At 70.7% G+C, this 15994-nt stretch carries 15 protein-coding genes and 2 tRNA genes; 16 read left to right on the forward strand and 1 reads right to left on the reverse strand.

Annotation, left to right across the window (positions count from 1 at the left end):
- Positions 1–94 precede the first annotated feature (94 nt).
- The 7 genes from ACE1OC_RS27205 to ACE1OC_RS27235 all read left to right on the forward strand — a co-directional run bounded on the left by ACE1OC_RS27205 (position 95) and on the right by ACE1OC_RS27235 (position 6895).
- The gene (locus tag ACE1OC_RS27205; protein ID WP_407839219.1) at positions 95–1090 is read left to right on the forward strand and encodes a glycosyltransferase family 2 protein; all 996 of its coding nucleotides are present in this window, start codon (positions 95–97) and stop codon (positions 1088–1090) included.
- Positions 1090–1548: a GtrA family protein gene (locus tag ACE1OC_RS27210; protein WP_407839220.1), complete on the forward strand. Its 459-nt coding sequence runs from the start codon at positions 1090–1092 to the stop codon at positions 1546–1548. Before ACE1OC_RS27205 ends, ACE1OC_RS27210 begins: the two co-directional genes overlap by 1 nt.
- 109 nt (positions 1549–1657) lie before the next feature.
- Positions 1658–2785: a glutamate 5-kinase gene (gene proB, locus ACE1OC_RS27215; protein ID WP_407839221.1), complete on the forward strand. Its 1128-nt coding sequence runs from the start codon at positions 1658–1660 to the stop codon at positions 2783–2785.
- Between the two features lie 86 nt (positions 2786–2871).
- On the forward strand, positions 2872–3282 hold the full coding sequence (locus ACE1OC_RS27220; RefSeq protein WP_374213255.1) for a hypothetical protein: 411 nt from the start codon (positions 2872–2874) through the stop codon (positions 3280–3282).
- Positions 3283–3702: 420 nt separating this feature from the next.
- A complete protein-coding gene (locus ACE1OC_RS27225) occupies positions 3703–4980 on the forward strand; it encodes a glutamate-5-semialdehyde dehydrogenase (RefSeq protein ID WP_407839222.1) in 1278 nt (425 codons plus the stop codon).
- Positions 4981–5057: 77 nt separating this feature from the next.
- On the forward strand, positions 5058–5627 hold the full coding sequence (locus tag ACE1OC_RS27230) for a hypothetical protein (RefSeq protein WP_407839223.1): 570 nt from the start codon (positions 5058–5060) through the stop codon (positions 5625–5627).
- Positions 5628–5695: 68 nt separating this feature from the next.
- The gene (locus ACE1OC_RS27235; protein WP_407839224.1) at positions 5696–6895 is read left to right on the forward strand and encodes a hypothetical protein; all 1200 of its coding nucleotides are present in this window, start codon (positions 5696–5698) and stop codon (positions 6893–6895) included.
- On the opposite strand, the gene ACE1OC_RS27240 is transcribed toward ACE1OC_RS27235, so the two are convergent.
- Entirely contained in the window at positions 6879–7979 is a 1101-nt protein-coding gene (locus ACE1OC_RS27240) for a M48 family metallopeptidase (RefSeq protein WP_407839225.1), read from the reverse strand. The two genes, ACE1OC_RS27235 and ACE1OC_RS27240, sit on opposite strands and share 17 nt — an antisense overlap.
- A 141-nt stretch (positions 7980–8120) precedes the next feature.
- Between ACE1OC_RS27240 and ACE1OC_RS27245 the strand changes: the two genes are divergently transcribed.
- The 9 genes from ACE1OC_RS27245 to leuS all read left to right on the forward strand — a co-directional run bounded on the left by ACE1OC_RS27245 (position 8121) and on the right by leuS (position 15936).
- Positions 8121–8288, forward strand: coding sequence for a hypothetical protein (locus tag ACE1OC_RS27245; RefSeq protein WP_250739447.1), 168 nt, complete (start codon positions 8121–8123; stop codon positions 8286–8288).
- Positions 8289–8359: 71 nt separating this feature from the next.
- Positions 8360–8977, forward strand: a complete 618-nt coding sequence (nadD, locus tag ACE1OC_RS27250) for a nicotinate-nucleotide adenylyltransferase (protein WP_243334788.1) — start codon at positions 8360–8362, stop codon at positions 8975–8977.
- 24 nt (positions 8978–9001) lie between these two features.
- On the forward strand, positions 9002–10738 hold the full coding sequence (locus ACE1OC_RS27255; protein ID WP_407839226.1) for an LCP family protein: 1737 nt from the start codon (positions 9002–9004) through the stop codon (positions 10736–10738).
- Positions 10739–10878: 140 nt separating this feature from the next.
- A complete protein-coding gene (gene rsfS / locus ACE1OC_RS27260) occupies positions 10879–11325 on the forward strand; it encodes a ribosome silencing factor (protein ID WP_250739445.1) in 447 nt (148 codons plus the stop codon).
- The gene (locus tag ACE1OC_RS27265; RefSeq protein ID WP_407841693.1) at positions 11322–12014 is read left to right on the forward strand and encodes a histidine phosphatase family protein; all 693 of its coding nucleotides are present in this window, start codon (positions 11322–11324) and stop codon (positions 12012–12014) included. Before rsfS ends, ACE1OC_RS27265 begins: the two co-directional genes overlap by 4 nt.
- Positions 12015–12126: 112 nt before the next feature.
- Positions 12127–12199: transfer RNA gene (locus ACE1OC_RS27270), tRNA-Ala, on the forward strand.
- A 135-nt stretch (positions 12200–12334) separates the two neighbouring features.
- Complete coding sequence (locus ACE1OC_RS27275) at positions 12335–12568, forward strand: hypothetical protein (protein WP_007264019.1); 234 nt, start codon at positions 12335–12337, stop codon at positions 12566–12568.
- A gap of 163 nt (positions 12569–12731) precedes the next feature.
- A tRNA-Ala gene (locus ACE1OC_RS27280) sits at positions 12732–12804 on the forward strand.
- Positions 12805–13062: 258 nt separating this feature from the next.
- Positions 13063–15936 carry a leucine--tRNA ligase gene (leuS, locus tag ACE1OC_RS27285; protein ID WP_407839227.1) on the forward strand — a complete coding sequence of 958 codons (2874 nt, stop codon included), beginning with the start codon at positions 13063–13065 and terminating at the stop codon, positions 15934–15936.
- The last annotated feature ends 58 nt before the right edge of the window (positions 15937–15994 follow it).

The raw sequence follows: 15994 nt of genomic DNA on the forward strand, positions 1-15994 counted from the left end.
GGCAGGGCGACCACCGCCGTGCATACTTCTAAGGAAGAGGTGAGTGGCAGGTCCGGTCGCCGTAAATCACCCGTTCGGACCGCAGGAAGTGTTCATGAAGCTGTCTGTAGTAGTCCCTTGCTACAACGAGGAAGCCGTCATCGACAGCTTCGACACGGAGATCCGCAAGGTCCTGGACGCGCTTCCCGTCGAGTACGAGGTCTGTTACGTCGACGACGGCAGCCGCGACGGAACCCTCGGCAAACTCCGCAAGATCGCGGCCCAGCACTCCGACCGGACCCGCTACGTCTCCTTCAGCCGCAATTTCGGCAAGGAAGCCGGCATGCTCGCCGGTCTGCGCGAGGCGACCGGCGACGCCGTGGTCATCATGGATGCGGACCTCCAGCACCCGCCCGAGCTCATCGCCACGATGCTCGACTACTACCGGCAGGGCCACGACCAGATCATCGCCCGCCGCACCCGCGAGGGGGACAAGAAGCTCCGCACGGCGCTGAGCCGTCTCTACTACCGGGGCATCAACCGCTGGGTCGACGTGGAGCTCACCGACGGCGTCGGCGACTTCCGGCTGCTGTCCCGCCCGGCCGTGGACGCACTGCTGTCGCTGCCCGAGTACAACCGCTTCTCCAAGGGCCTCTTCTCCTGGATCGGCTTCGACACGGTCCACTTCGACTACCGCAACGCGCAGCGCGAGGCCGGCGAGACGAAGTGGAAGTTCGGCGCCCTGCTGAACTACGGCATGGACGGGCTCATCTCCTTCAACAACCGGCCGCTGCGCATCGGCATCTGGTCGGGCGTGTCGCTGGTGGCCCTGACGGTTCTCTACGCCGTGGTCATCGCCGTCCTCGCGATGACCAACGGGGTGGAATCCCCGGGATACGTCACGATCGTCGCGCTCATCGCGGGCCTGGGCGGCGTCCAGATGATCATGCTGGGACTGATCGGCGAGTACATCGGCCGCATCTACTACGAAACCAAGCGCCGGCCGCACTTCCTGGTGAAGGAGGCGCACGGCGCCGACCGGCCGGCCACGTCCACCGACGTCCGGGACCTGCCCGAGGCCCAGGCCGTGATTGCGGAGCGAAGCAACTGATGCCGCCCACGACGAACGAACGTCCGGCCCCGGACCGCAAGGCCCAGCTCGCCCAGATCATCCGCTTCGGACTGGTGGGCGGAGTCAACACCGGCACCTTCTACGCCATCTACCTGCTCCTGCATCCCCTGATGCCGTACTTCGCCGCCTACTCCATCGCCTTCGTGCTGGCGATGATCGGCTCGTTCTTCATGAACACCTACTTCACCTACCGCACGCGGCCGACCTGGAAGAAGTTCCTGCTCTTCCCGCTGACCAACATCACCAACTACGTGATCCAGTCCGCGGGCCTGTACGCCCTGGTCACCTGGGCGGGCATGAACACCCAGATCGCGCCGCTGGTCGCGGCCGTGGTGGCCATCCCGTTCACCTACGTCCTCTCGCGCAAGATCCTCATCCCGGGGACGGGCGACAAGGCCGCGGAACCGGAGCAGACCCACAGCGCGTCCACGGTCTGAAACCCCTGGGCGGACCCGCCCGGACACCCCGTAGATTGAACGGGCGGCCTCGAAGCTTCCAAGGGGCGCAGGTTCGTGTTCGGCGAGGGTCAAGGGTCAGGGGACAGAAGTGTCAGCGGCTAGGCAGGGTGTGCTCGACGCGCGCAGGATCGTGGTCAAGGTCGGCTCCTCCTCCCTGACCACGGCGGCCGGAGGACTCGACGCCGACCGGGTGGACGCGCTGGTCGACGTACTGGCCAAGGCGCGCAGCGGCGGCGAGAAGGAGATCGTCCTGGTCTCCAGCGGAGCCATCGCCGCCGGACTCTCCCCGCTCGGCCTGCGCCGCCGCCCCACCGACCTGGCCCGCCAGCAGGCCGCCGCGTCCGTCGGCCAGGGCCTGCTCGTCGCCCGCTACACCGCCTCCTTCGCCCGGTACGGCGTACGCGTCGGCCAGGTGCTCCTGACCACCGACGACACGAGCCGGCGCGCGCACTACCGCAACGCCTACCGGACCCTGGACCAGCTCCTGGCCATGGGGGCGCTGCCCGTCGTCAACGAGAACGACACCGTCGCCACCGACGAGATCCGCTTCGGCGACAACGACCGCCTCGCCGCACTCGTGGCCCACCTGGTCCGCGCCGACCTCCTCGTCCTGCTCTCGGACGTCGACGGCCTCTACGACGGGGACCCCTCCCAGCCCGGCACCAGCCGCATCGACGAGGTGCGCGGCCCCGAGGACATCGCCCACGTCACCATCGGCAGCGTCGGCAAGGCGGGCGTCGGCACCGGCGGCATGGCCACCAAGATCGAGGCGGCGCGCATCGCCGCGGCGGCCGGCATCCCGGTCGTCCTGACCTCGGCGAGCCAGGCCGCGGACGCCCTCGCCGGGCGGGAGACCGGCACCCTCTTCCACTCCACCGGCCGCCGCTCGACGGACCGGCTGCTCTGGCTCCAGCACGCGTCGGCCCCGCAGGGACACCTCGTCCTGGACGACGGGGCCGTGCGCGCGGTGACCGAACGCGGCAGTTCGCTGCTGCCCGCAGGCATCGCCGCGGTCGAGGGCGACTTCGTCGCAGGGGACCCCGTGGAACTGCGCGCGGCCGACGGCCGGGCGGTGGCGCGCGGCCTCGTCAACTTCGACGCCAAGGAGCTCCCGCAGCTCCTCGGCCGCTCCACGCGCGAGCTCGCGCGGGAACTCGGACCCGAGTACGAGCGGGAGGTCGTCCACCGCGACGATCTGGTCCTGCTGCAGGGCTGAGGTTCGGTAAAACCGCCGCGCGGTGAGCCGAGGACTGGTCAACTGTGAGGGGCGGACACGCGTAGCGCAGGACAAGGAGGCGGCTGGTGAGACGAGCGCTGACCAGCGTCGGCACCGGGGACGGTGACGTCGGCGGGAGCGGGGAGGAACGGGATGCCTCCCGCCTCTGGCACATCACCCTGAGCGTCTCCGGGAAGCCCGCGCCGCTGTGCGACGTACGCCGTGGGCTGGAGCAGCTCGCCCACGACCACCCCTTCCTGCTGACCAGCCGCTACGCCGACGACCACGCGGAGATCCGCTACTGGGAGGAAGCCCGCGACCTCCACGACGCGGCGGCCGTGGCGCTGCGGCTCTGGGGCGAACACCGCTCCTCGGCGAAGCTCCCGCCCTGGGAGATCGTCGGCCTCGAAGTCATCGACCGCGCCACCTACCACCAACGCGTCGCCGAAGGCTACGGCCCGCCCCCGGCCCACCCCATGGGCGTGCACCCCTACTAGACGCGGAGCTCGCACCGCTGCGCGGGCTTCGCACCGCTGCGCCGGACTCCGTCCGGCGGTGGCCGGTCGGCGCAGGCGCCACCGCCGCCTGGTGCGGGGCGGGTGGGCAGGTGCGTCGGGGCCGGCCCTGCGGGGCGAGGTCCCCTACCCGCCCTTCGCCCGTTCCCCGGGCTCCGCCCGGACCCGGTCCTCAAACGCCGGACGGGCTGGCAAATCCAGCCTCGCCGGCGTTTGAGGCGCGGGGTCTGGGGCGGAGCCCCAGGAGGGGTCCGGGCGGAGCCCGGGGAACGGTGGAAGGGCGGGTAGGGGACCCCGCCCCGCAGGGCCGAACCACCCGCACGCGTGAGCGGTGCGTCAGCAAGGCGTCTCGCGGGGTGGAACCCCATCGGCCCGGGGGTGGGCGGGGATTACCCTGGCGGCATGACCTCGCTCGATGCCACGACCTCGCCCGTGATCGCCACCGCGCAAGCCGCCCGCACCGCCGCCGCGGCCATCGCCCCGCTCCCGCGGTCCGCCAAGGACAAGGCCCTGCTGGCCATCGCGGACGCGCTGGAGGCCCGTACGGCCGAGATCGTCGAGGCCAACGCCGTCGACACGGCGAAGGCGGCCGCCGCCGGGACCAGCGAGACCGTCATCGACCGTCTCACCCTCACCCCCGACCGCATCGCGGCCATCGCCTCCGACGTCCGCGACGTCGCGGCCCTGCCCGACCCCGTCGGCGAGGTCGTCCGCGGCTCCACCCTCCCCAACGGGATCGACCTCCGCCAGATCCGCGTCCCGCTCGGCGTCGTCGGCATCATCTACGAGGCCCGCCCCAACGTCACCGTCGACGCCGCCGCCCTGTGCCTGAAGTCCGGCAACGCCGTCCTCCTGCGCGGCTCGTCCTCGGCGTACGCCTCCAACACCGCCCTCGTCGGCATCCTGCGCGACGCCGTCGTCTCGGCCGGTCTGCCCGCCGACGCCATCCAGCTCGTGCCGGGCGAGTCCCGCGACTCGGTCCGCGAGCTGATGCGCGCCCGCGGTCTCGTCGACGTCCTCATCCCGCGCGGCGGCGCCTCGCTCATCAAGACCGTCGTCGAGGAATCCATCGTCCCGGTCATCGAGACCGGTACCGGCAACTGCCACGTCTACGTGGACGCCCAGGCCGATCTGGCCATGGCCGTGGACATCCTCGTCAACTCCAAGGCCCAGCGCCCCTCCGTCTGCAACTCCGCGGAGACCCTGCTCGTCCACCGGGACATCGCCGACGCCTTCCTGCCCCTCGCCCTGGACGCCCTCGCCGACGCCGGCGTGACCGTCCACGGCGACGACCGGGTGCTCGCGTACGCGGAGGACTCCAAGGTCACCGCCCTCCCGGCCACCGACGAGGACTGGGCCGCCGAGTACCTCTCGTACGACATCGCCGCCGGTGTCGTGGACTCCCTCGACGAGGCCGTCGCCCACATCCGCCGCTGGACCTCCGGTCACACCGAGGCGATCGTCACCACCTCGCAGGCCGCCGCCCGCCTCTTCACCCAGCTGGTCGATTCGACCACGGTTGCCGTGAATGCCTCCACGCGGTTCACGGACGGTGGTCAGTTCGGCTTCGGCGCGGAGATCGGCATCTCCACGCAGAAGCTGCACGCCCGGGGCCCGATGGGGCTTCCCGAGCTCACCTCGACGAAGTACATCGTCACCGGCGACGGTCACGTACGGTAGTCACCCGCTGAACACGGTGTGGCCGGATTTCGGCCGACACCCTGCCCAAAGGTGCCCCTCAGGTCTACGCTGGTTCCGTGCCGGACGACGTGGGGGGCAAACCGTTCCCGGACGACGGGACCCCCGAAGAAAATGCAGACGACCGCGGAGGCGCGGACAAGGACTTCGCCTCCGTGGTGTTCGACGAGGACTTCGTCCGGAACGCCGAGATCCGTGAACCGAGCGCCGCAGAGCGCCAGCGGGCCGGCGACCGGGCGCGCGCCGAGGCGGCCGAGGCCGCCCGCGCCGCCTTCGCCGGCGGCTGGACGGGCGACGAGGACTACGACGCGTACGCCTACGGCGGCGCCGACGGCCACCACTCCGACGATCCCGGCTGGGACCACGGCCACGGAGCAGGCTACGGGGAAGGCCCGTACGGGGCCTACGGCGGCAGCCTGCGCCCCTACCGCGGCCGCTCGCCGTGGCTGCGCCCGGTCGCCTGGGTGCTCGCCTTCGTGATGGGCCTCGGCATGATCGCGCTCGCCTTCAGCGCCGTGTACCGCAGCGCGGCGAGCGACGCGGAACCGGCTCCGGCCCCCGCCAGCACCCCGATGGGCGAAGTCACGGGCGCCGGAGCGTTTATGGACCGCGTCAGCCGCCAACCCTGAAGGTACGACCCCGCTCCCCATCGCCGGAGCCGGGGGCTTCTCTGGAGCGGGGACAGCGGGGAGAAGCGATGGCCATGCCAGGAGATCCGCCGAACGGCACCCCCGAGGGTGCCGGCGGGGCCGACGACGAGTTCCGGGCCGACGAGTACCGGTCGGTGGTGTTCGACGAGGACTTCGTCCGGGCTGCCCGGCTTCAGGAGTTCTCCGCACAGGAGCGCATGGGCGAGCACGCCCGCGCCGTACGGAGCCGCTCGATCTGGTCGACCGGCGGAGGCCATCCGGGACCCCGCGGCGGCTCCGGCGGCGGTACGGCCCGGCAGGGCCGGATCATCGTGCTGTGCATCGCCCTGGCGCTCGCCGGCGCCGTCTACATGGGGCTGCGCAATCCCTATGTGCCGCCCGCCGGGGACCCGGCCGAGGCGATGAGCAGCACCGTCGTCCCGCTCGCGCCCTCCGCGCCCGTGCCCGGCGGCCGGCCCGCCGACCTGTACGCGCAGAGTCCGGCGGCCCAGTACCGCATCGGGGCGGCCGGGATCACCTTCCCCGCCGTGCGCCGTACCCGCCACTTCACCGAGGAGCAGGTCCAAACCGCGCTGACCATCGCCAAGGACTACCTGGTGCAGTCCTCGCTGGACCCCGACGTGCTGTCCGGCGAGGCATCCCGGCCGGTGCGCGTCCTGCTCGACCCCGACCAGCTGACGCAGTTCGACCAGAGCATGCTCGTCCCGGCCGGCAACGGGCGGCACGCCGTCACGGGCTGGCTCGTCCGCTTCGACCCGGCGACCGCCGTCGTGGCCGACACCCGGGTCCGGGTCAGCGGGGTGCTCGCCGCCGCGGAGACCGCCCCGAACGCCCTGGAGGTGACCTCCGACCACACCTTCGTCTACGCCGTGCGCCCGGCCACCGGCCAGCCGGCCGCGGCGGACGGGGCCTCGCTCTTCACCGTCCGCCGGGAGCTGCGGATGCGCTTCGACCGAGACGACCTCACGGCCCGGCGGGCGGAGCTCGTCTCGGCCTACGTCATGGCGGGCCCGCAGGCCTGTTCCGCCGACCCGGCCGGAGGTTTCCGCCCGCTGACGGCCGGCGCCGGGCCGACCACCACCGGCCCGGCCGCGAGCGACCCGTACGCCAGCGGCAGTCCGCGCCGCACGGCCGGGCTGTGCGGCGTGCTCGCGCCGACGACCGCGCCCGAGCCGCCGGAGCCGCCGCAGTCACAGGCCCCGGCGTCCCCGGCCGCCTCGGGGCAGGGGGTCAGCCCTGCTCCGTAGCACCGTCCTTGCCGGTGCCCGTGCTCTTGTCCTCGCCGCCGGGGGCGCTGCTGCTGCTGTTACCCGAGCCCGTGAACCTGTCCCGCAGCTTGCCGCCCAGGTCCGCCGTACCGCCGGCGATGTCGCCGACCAGCTTCATCAGCGGGTCCTTGCTGGTGCGCACCGTGTCGGCGTAGTGCGCGGCGGACTGCCGGAAGGAGTCGGTCACCGAGGTGTCCTTGTCCTCCTCGCGCCGCGGGTAGTGGCCGTCCATGATCCGCTGGTAGTCGCGGTTCTGCGACCACTTCTTCAGCTCGGCCGCCCGCACCGTCGTGAAGGGGTGCGTCCGGGGCAGCACGTTGAGGATCTTCAGCACGGAGTCGCGCAGGTCGCCGCTCCGCTCGTACTCCTCGGCCTGGGCGAGGAACGCGTCGACGTTCATCTCGTGCAGGTGGTTGCCGCCCGCGAGCTTCATCAGCCCGCGCATCGAGGCGTGCACGTCCTGTCCCACCAGCAGCCCCGCCCGGTCCGCCGACAGCTCCGACTTGCGGAACCACTCGCGCAGCGCCGTCACGAGCCCCATGATCGCCACGTTGCCCAGCGGGATCCACGCGATCTTGAGCGCCAGGGTCGTCAGGAACAGCAGGATCGTGCGGTACACGGCGTGCCCCGACAGGGCGTGGCCCACCTCGTGGCCCACCACCGCCCGCATCTCCTCCTCGTCGAGCAGCTCGACGAGGCCCGTGGTGACCACGATGATCGGCTCGTCCAGCCCGATGCACATGGCATTGGGCTTCGGGTCCTGCTGCACGTACATCTGCGGGACCTTCTCCAGGTCCAGGATGTAACAGGCGTCCAGGAGCATCGCGTGCAGGTGCGGGAACTGCGTCTCGCCCACCCGGACGGAGTCCGACAGGAAGAGCAGTCGCAGACTGCGCTCCGGCAGCAGCCCGCTGAGCGCCTTGAAGACCGTGTCGAAGCCGGTCAGTTTGCGCAGGGCCACGAGCGCGGACCGGTCCGCCGGATGCTCGTACGCCCGTGAGGAAATACCGGGGAACCTCTTGCGGTCCCGCGCCGGTGCCTTCTCGAATCCCGTCCCCGTCATAGCGCCCTCCCCGTTGGTGTGTGCGGCTGGCCGCCCGTCTATCCTCTCCAACGCCTGAGTCGACGTGAGCGTGCCCCAGGCCCCCGCATACGATGTGAGCGAAATCTCCGCCCGCTCCCCGACTCGATAGGTACCTGCCTGATGAGCCTCGCCTCCACCGCCCACAACCTGGTCGTCCTCGCCTCCGAGGGAGCCGAGCAGCACGGCGGCAACCACGACAGCCTGAACCCGTACCTGACCGGCGGTGCGGCCCTCGCCATCCTCTTCCTGATGCTGTGGGTCACCACGCGCATGAACCGGGACCGCTGAACCGTCATACGCCGAGTACGCGCCCGTAGGCGGGTCCCTGCCGCGTCACCGGGCCAGTAGGCTCTGCGCTCATGGGAGAGCAGGAAATGCCGACCGGCCCGGTCAAGCGCAGGCTCGGGGTGATGGGCGGGACATTCGACCCGATCCACCACGGACACCTGGTGGCCGCCAGTGAGGTGGCCGCGCTGTTCCACCTCGACGAGGTGATGTTCGTACCGACCGGCGAGCCGTGGCAGAAGTCGCAGCGGGCCGTGTCGTCCGCCGAGGACCGGTACCTGATGACGGTCATCGCGACCGCATCGAACCCGCAGTTCTCGGTGAGCCGCATCGACATCGACCGCGGCGGCCCGACGTACACGATCGACACCCTGAGGGACCTGAGCGCCCTCAACGACGACGCCGACCTCTTCTTCATCACCGGCGCCGACGCCCTCGCGCAGATCCTGACCTGGCGGAACGCCGAGGAGCTCTTCGCCCTCGCGCACTTCATCGGCGTCACCCGGCCGGGCCACGTGCTCACCGACGACGGCCTGCCCGAGGGAGGCGTCTCCCTCGTCGAGGTTCCGGCGCTGGCCATTTCGTCCACGGACTGCCGTGCACGCGTGGCCAAGGGGGATCCTGTCTGGTACCTCGTGCCCGACGGCGTGGTCCGCTACATCGACAAGCGTGAGCTGTACCGGGGAGCCTGAGCTTCCGGAGAGAGGGGCCCCGCGGTGAACGACCGACACGAGCCGTACGACCCGTATGCCGGCCAGGAGCAGCAGATCGTCGGCTACGACGCGTACGGGCGGCCGGTGTACGGCCAGGTGCCCGCGCAGCCCGCCACGGACCCGGCGCCCCCCTACGAGCAGCAGCAGTACGAGCAGGGCTACGGCTACGACTACCAGGGGTACGGCCAGCAGCAGGCCCCGCAGCCCCAGCAGCAGGCTCCGCAGTACTACCCGCAGCAGCCGCAGCAGCAGTACCCCCAGACCTCCCAGGCCCCGCAGTACGGGTACGACACCCAGGCGGGGCAGCAGTACGACACCCAGGCCACCCAGCAGTGGATCCCGCAGCAGGTCGCCCCAGAGGCCCCGGCGCAGGCGCCCCTGCGGGCCCCCGCGCCCGAGCCGGAGTACCGTCCCGCCGCCGCGCAGGTCCCGGAGCCCCGCCGGGCCGACGGGGCTCCGGGCGGGCAGGGCCAGGGGCCCTCGTACCGCACCGAGCAGTTCGCCTTCATCGACCAGCCGGACGAGGACTCCGAGGACGTCATCGACTGGCTCGCCTTCACCGAGAGCCGCACCGAGCGCCGCGAGGAGGCCCGCCGGCGCGGCCGCAACCGGGTGGTGGCGCTGATCGTCGTCCTGGCCGTCTTCGTCGTCGCGGGCCTCGGCTACCTCTGGTACGCGGGCAAGCTGCCGTTCCTGGAGGGCCCCGGCAAGGCGTCGAACGGCGCGTCCGCCACGGGCCCGCAGAAGCGCGACATGATCGTCGTGCACCTGCACAACACCAAGAAGGGCGGCACCTCCACGGCGCTGCTCGTCGACAACGTGACCACCAAGCAGGGCGCCACCGTCCTCGTGCCGAACACGCTGAACGTCTCCAGGGACGACGGCACCACCGCACAGCTGGGCAAGGCCGTCGAGGACGGCGGTCTGGGCGTACGGGAATCCCTCGACTCGGTCTTCGGCACCCGCATCGGCGGCACCTGGCGGCTGGACACCCCCTTCCTGGAGAACTTCGTCGAGCTGGTCGGCGGCATCGAGGTCGACACCGACGTGGCCGTCCCGGCGGACGACGCGGCGAAGGCGCCCGCCGTCGGCCAGGGCCCGAAGCAGAGCCTCAGCGGTGCGATGGCCGTCGCTTACGCCACGTACAAGGCGCAGGGCGAGCCGGAGGCCAAGCAGCTGGACCGCCTCGGCAAGGTCCTGCTGGGCCTGCTGCGCAAGGTGCCCGGCGATCCGAAGTCGGCGGCGATGACCGTGGAGACCACCGGACAGATCCTGGACCCGGCGCTGAACGCGCAGACGCTGGGCGCGCTGCTGTCCAAGCTCGGAGAGCACGCCAAGGTGGGCGCGTACCGCACCGACGTGCTCGGGGTGAAGCCGGACGGCGGCCTCACGGACGAGGCCAACAAGAAGGTGGTCAAGGAGGTCCTCGGCGGCTCCGTCACGGAGGCCCAGCCCGGGGCCCTGCCGCGGGTCGGCCTGAAGGACGCGACCGGCGACGAGAAGACGAACACGGCGGCGAAGGCGGCCCTGCTCAACGGCGGCTACACCCTGGTGGACGGCGGCAAGGCCGACAAGACCGCTCCGGCGTCGCAGATCACGTACCAGGACGACGCGCAGCGGGACAAGGCGATCGAGGTCTCCAAGACGCTGGGGCTGCCCGAGACGGCCGTGAAGAAGGCCGAGAACGCGGTGAACGCGGACGTCGTGGTGACCCTGGGCAAGGATTACAAACCGTCCTGAGCCCTCCGAGGCCTACTGCGGACTACTCCGGTGGGCCCCGTCGGGAACGGCCCCGCCCGCGCGGCACGCTGCGCGCGGGCGGTGTCGGCGGTACATGAGACCCTTGTAAGGATCTGCCCGCCAACCCGAAAGCATGGCCAGTGACCGCCACGGACCGCTCCATCGAGCTCATCACCGCCGCCGCCCAGGCCGCGGCCGACCGGCTCGCGCACGACATCATCGCGTACGACGTCAGCGACGTGCTGTCGATCACCGACGCCTTCCTGCTCGCTTCGGCGCCCAACGACCGCCAGGTCAAGTCGATCGTCGACGAGATCGAGGAGAAGCTCCTGAAGGAGCTGGGCGCCAAGCCGGTGCGCCGCGAAGGCGACCGCGACGCCCGCTGGATCCTGCTCGACTACATCGACATCGTCGTCCACGTGCAGCACAGCGAGGAGCGCGTCTTCTACGCGCTGGAGCGCCTGTGGAAGGACTGCCCCGAGATCGACCTCCCCGAGGACGCCAAGCTCACCAAGGGCAAGGCCGAGGAGCACGCCGCGCTGCGCGCCGCGCAGGGCGACGACGAACTGGACGGTGATCTGTTCTGAGCGCGACGAACGACGGTACGACCGCGACCGGCAGCGGCAAGACCGGCAACGGCAAGACCGGCCGCAAGATCGTCCTGTGGCGGCACGGCCAGACCTCCTGGAACCTGGAGCGACGCTTCCAGGGCTCCACGGACATCGAGCTGACCGAGGCCGGTGTGGCGCAGGCGCGCCGTGCCGCCCGGCTGCTCGCCTCGCTGAAGCCCGACGCCATCGTCGCCTCGGACCTGATGCGCGCCTCCGCCACGGCTGCCGAGCTGGCGGCCGTCACGGGTCTGGCGGTGACGCACGACGAGGCGCTGCGCGAGACGTACGCCGGCGAATGGCAGGGCCTCACGCACGACGAGATCCTGGACAAGTACGGCGACCAGTACGCGGCGTGGAAGCGCGGCGAGGCGGTCCGCCGCGGTGGCGGCGAGCTGGAGACCGAGGTCGCCGACCGGGCCGCGCCGGTGGTGCTGGAACACGCAGACCGGCTGCCCCCCGGCGGCACGCTCGTGGTGGTCAGCCACGGCGGCACCATCCGTACGACGATCGGCCGTCTGCTGGGCCTGGAGTCGTACTACTGGGAGGGCCTGGGCGGGCTCTCCAACTGCTGCTGGTCCGTGCTGGGCGAGGGCGCGCGCGGCTGGCGGCTGATGGAACACAACGCCGGCACGCTGCCCGAACCGGTGCTCGGCGACGACGACTGAGCCCACCTCGGAGCGGCTCCCACCCGGATTTCACTTTCCGGCTGGTCACAGGCTAGAGTTCTTCTTGTTCGCAGCGCAGAACACCGGAAACGGGGGGAGCGTCGCGGAGAGCGGGGCTATAGCTCAGTTGGTAGAGCGCCTGCATGGCATGCAGGAGGTCTGGAGTTCAATTCTCCATAGCTCCACAATCAAGATCCCGTCCCCAACAGGGGGCGGGATCTTTGCTTTTGTCCACAGCTGCCCGAGCGAGCACCGGCATGGCAGAATCGGACGGCCGGAGGGGGACACGACGGCCCGACGCGGGAGGGAGTCGCTGACGGATGGGTGCACACCGGCGGCGGTGCGACTGGTGCAACAACGGCACGCCGATCGTGCGGGACATGGAGCCGGTCAATCCCGACTACCAGTACTGGTGCGAGGAATGTGCGCGGGCGCTGATCATAAAAGGCGACCCGATCGAGACGTACCGCGAGCTGGAGGGCGAGCCGATCTACGGGCGGCTGCTCGACGAGCACTGCACGCTGAAGCGGTTCTACCAGTTTGCGCGTGCGTGACCCAGAGACGTGCGGCTCGTCAGGGTATGTGACGAACTGCCATGAAACGGACATGGCCCGGGATCCGCGGAAACCGATTTTTGGACCAGGGCCATCACCGTGTAATGTTTGGGATGTCGCCAAGGGGAACCGGAAACGGGCCACGAAGCGGCAGGCAAGACAAGGGGCTATAGCTCAGTTGGTAGAGCGCCTGCATGGCATGCAGGAGGTCTGGAGTTCAATTCTCCATAGCTCCACAGTGAAGAAGCGGGCCACCCGGAAACGGGTGGCCCGCTTCTCGTCGTGCGTCCACCGGCCGGAAGGGCAGAGCACCGCTGGGGGCCGCTGCGGTACCCTGACGCCATGCGTGCCGTACGCCTTCTGCTTACCGAGCCGCGCTGAACAGTTCCGACCCCACGAAGCGGTCGGCCCGGCGCGGCGCCCCCTCCTGTGCGAGGGGTTTTTTCGTTTGGGCAGCAGAACCGGCAGAGACGATCGATGGAGCTTCAGGAATCATGAGCGAGACGAACACCCCGGCCCCCGAGGCGGCCGAGGCGCACCGTTACACGGCTGCCGTGGCCGCCGACATCGAGGCACGCTGGCAGGACGTATGGGACGCGCAGGGCACGTACGAGGCCCCGAACCCGACCGGTGACCTGGCCGGTGACGCGGCGGTCGTCGCGCGCCCGAAGAAGTTCATCATGGACATGTTCCCGTACCCCTCGGGTGCGGGCCTGCACGTCGGCCACCCGCTCGGGTACATCGCCACCGACGTCTTCGCCCGCCACCAGCGGATGACCGGCCACAACGTCCTGCACACCCTGGGCTTCGACGCCTTCGGCCTGCCGGCCGAGCAGTACGCCGTGCAGACCGGTACGCACCCGCGCGTGTCGACCGAGGCGAACATCGAGAACATGAAGGTCCAGCTGCGCCGGCTGGGTCTGGGCCACGACAGGCGCCGGTCGTTCGCGACGATCGACCCGGACTACTACAAGTGGACCCAGTGGATCTTCCTGCAGATCTACAACTCCTGGTACGACGCGGACGCCGCGAAGGCCCGGCCCGTCGCCGAGCTGGTCGCCTCCTTCGAGGACGGCTCCCGTGAGCTGCCCGGCGGCGCCTCCTGGGCGGCGCTGAGCGCGGCCGAGCGGGCCGACGTGCTGAACGGGTACCGGCTGGCGTACGCCTCGGACGCGCCCGTCAACTGGTGCCCCGGCCTGGGCACCGTACTGGCCAACGAGGAAGTCACCGCCGACGGCCGGTCCGAGCGCGGCAACTTCCCCGTCTTCAAGTCCAGGCTGAGCCAGTGGAACATGCGGATCACGGCCTACGCCGACCGCCTGATCGACGACCTGGACGCGCTGGACTGGCCCGAGGCCATCAAGCTGCAGCAGCGCAACTGGATCGGTCGCAGCGAGGGCGCGCGCGTGGACTTCGCGGTCGGCGACGGCGAAGCCATCACGGTCTTCACCACCCGCCCCGACACGCTGTTCGGCGCCACCTACATGGTGCTGGCCCCCGAGCACGAGCTGGTCTCGAAGATCGTCCCGTCGGAGTGGCCCGAGGGCACCCACCAGCTGTGGACCGGCGGCAACGCGACCCCGGCCGAGGCCGTGGACTCGTACCGCAAGCAGGCCGCCGCGAAGTCGGACGTCGAGCGGCAGGCCGAGGCCAAGGACAAGACCGGCGTCTTCACCGGCGCGTACGCGACCAACCCGGTCAGCGGCGACCAGGTGCCCGTCTTCATCGCCGACTACGTGCTGATGGGCTACGGCACCGGCGCGATCATGGCCGTCCCGGCCCACGACGGGCGCGACTTCGAGTTCGCGCGCGCCTTCGAGCTGCCGATGCGCTGCGTCGTAGCGCCGACGGACGACCGTGACGCCGACCCGCTGGAGTGGGAGGGCGCGTTCACCTCGTACGACGGCACGATCGTCAACTCGACGGGCGAGGGAATCTCGCTGGACGGCCTGGGCGTGGTCGAGGCCAAGGCCGCGATCACCGACTGGCTGGCCGAGCGCGGCATCGGCGAGGGAACCGTGAACTTCCGGCTGCGCGACTGGCTGTTCAGCCGCCAGCGCTACTGGGGCGAGCCCTTCCCGATCGTCTACGACGAGGACGGCGTCGCCTACCCGCTGCCCGAGTCGATGCTGCCGCTGGAGCTGCCGGAGGTCGAGGACTACTCGCCGCGCACCTTCGCGCCCGACGACGCGGCCTCCCAGCCGGAGACCCCGCTGTCGCGCAACCAGGAATGGGTCAACGTCGAGCTGGACCTGGGCGACGGTCGCGGGGTGCGGTCCTTCCGGCGCGAGACCAACACCATGCCGAACTGGGCCGGCTCCTGCTGGTACGAGCTGCGCTACCTGGACCCGAACAACGGCTCGGCCCTGGTCGACCCGGAGATCGAGAAGTACTGGATGGGCCCGCGCGAGGGCCAGCCGCACGGCGGCGTCGACCTGTACGTGGGCGGCGCCGAGCACGCGGTGCTGCACCTGCTGTACGCGCGGTTCTGGTCCAAGGTGCTGTTCGACCTGGGCCACGTCTCCTCGGTGGAGCCGTTCCACAAGCTGTTCAACCAGGGCATGATCCAGGCGTACGCGTACACCGACTCGCGCGGTGTGTACGTCCCGGCGGCCGAGGTCGAGGAGCGGGACGGCGGCTACTTCCACCAGGGCCAGCCGGTCAAGCGCGAGCACGGCAAGATGGGCAAGTCCCTGAAGAACGCCGTCACGCCGGACGAGATCTGCGAGGAGTACGGCGCGGACACCCTGCGCCTGTACGAGATGGCGATGGGCCCGCTGGACGTCTCGCGTCCCTGGGACACCCGTGCCGTCGTCGGCCAGTACCGGCTGCTGCAGCGCCTGTGGCGCAACGTGGTGGACGAGGAGACGGGCGCCGTGACGGTCGTCGACGGGGAGCCGGACGAGGCCACCCTGCGCGCCCTGCACAAGGCGATCGACGGGGTCGGCGCCGATATGGCCGCGCTGCGCTTCAACACCGCCATCGCGAAGATCACCGAGCTGAACAACACCCTGACGAAGGCGGGCCGGCCGCTGGAGCGCTCGGTCGCGGAGCGGCTGGTGCTGCTGGTGGCCCCGCTGGCGCCGCACATCGCCGAGGAGCTGTGGCAGCGGCTGGGCCACGGCGAGTCGGTCGTCCACCAGGACTTCCCGGTCGCCGACCCGGCGTACGTCGTGGACGAGAGCGTCACGTGCGTCGTCCAGATCAAGGGCAAGGTCAAGGCCCGCCTGGAGGTGTCTCCGGCCATCTCCGACGCCGAGCTGGAGCAGCTGGCGCTGGCCGACGAGGCGGTCGTGGCGGCGCTGGGCGGGGCGGAGATCCGCAAGGTGATCGTGCGCGCGCCGAAGCTGGTGAACATCGTCGTCTGACGCAGCAGGCGTGCCCGGCGGGCGCGTCTAGGGGTATTCCCGTACGGGCAGGTTGGGG

Source organism: Streptomyces stoeckheimensis, assembly GCF_045822005.1.
GTDB classification, from domain to species: domain Bacteria; phylum Actinomycetota; class Actinomycetes; order Streptomycetales; family Streptomycetaceae; genus Streptomyces; species Streptomyces stoeckheimensis.

Excerpts from the sequence above, each read along its gene's own strand:
- ACE1OC_RS27205 (WP_407839219.1), top strand. The coding sequence starts at position 95 with ATGAAGCTGTCTGTAGTAGTCCCTTGCTACAACGAGGAAGCCGTCATC.
- ACE1OC_RS27210 (WP_407839220.1), top strand. The coding sequence starts at position 1,090 with ATGCCGCCCACGACGAACGAACGTCCGGCCCCGGACCGCAAGGCCCAG.
- ACE1OC_RS27225 (WP_407839222.1), top strand. The coding sequence starts at position 3,703 with ATGACCTCGCTCGATGCCACGACCTCGCCCGTGATCGCCACCGCGCAA.
- ACE1OC_RS27235 (WP_407839224.1), top strand. The coding sequence starts at position 5,696 with ATGGCCATGCCAGGAGATCCGCCGAACGGCACCCCCGAGGGTGCCGGC.
- ACE1OC_RS27240 (WP_407839225.1), bottom strand. The coding sequence starts at position 7,979 with ATGACGGGGACGGGATTCGAGAAGGCACCGGCGCGGGACCGCAAGAGG.
- ACE1OC_RS27245 (WP_250739447.1), top strand. The coding sequence starts at position 8,121 with ATGAGCCTCGCCTCCACCGCCCACAACCTGGTCGTCCTCGCCTCCGAG.
- nadD (WP_243334788.1), top strand. The coding sequence starts at position 8,360 with ATGGGAGAGCAGGAAATGCCGACCGGCCCGGTCAAGCGCAGGCTCGGG.
- ACE1OC_RS27275 (WP_007264019.1), top strand. The coding sequence starts at position 12,335 with ATGGGTGCACACCGGCGGCGGTGCGACTGGTGCAACAACGGCACGCCG.
- leuS (WP_407839227.1), top strand. The coding sequence starts at position 13,063 with ATGAGCGAGACGAACACCCCGGCCCCCGAGGCGGCCGAGGCGCACCGT.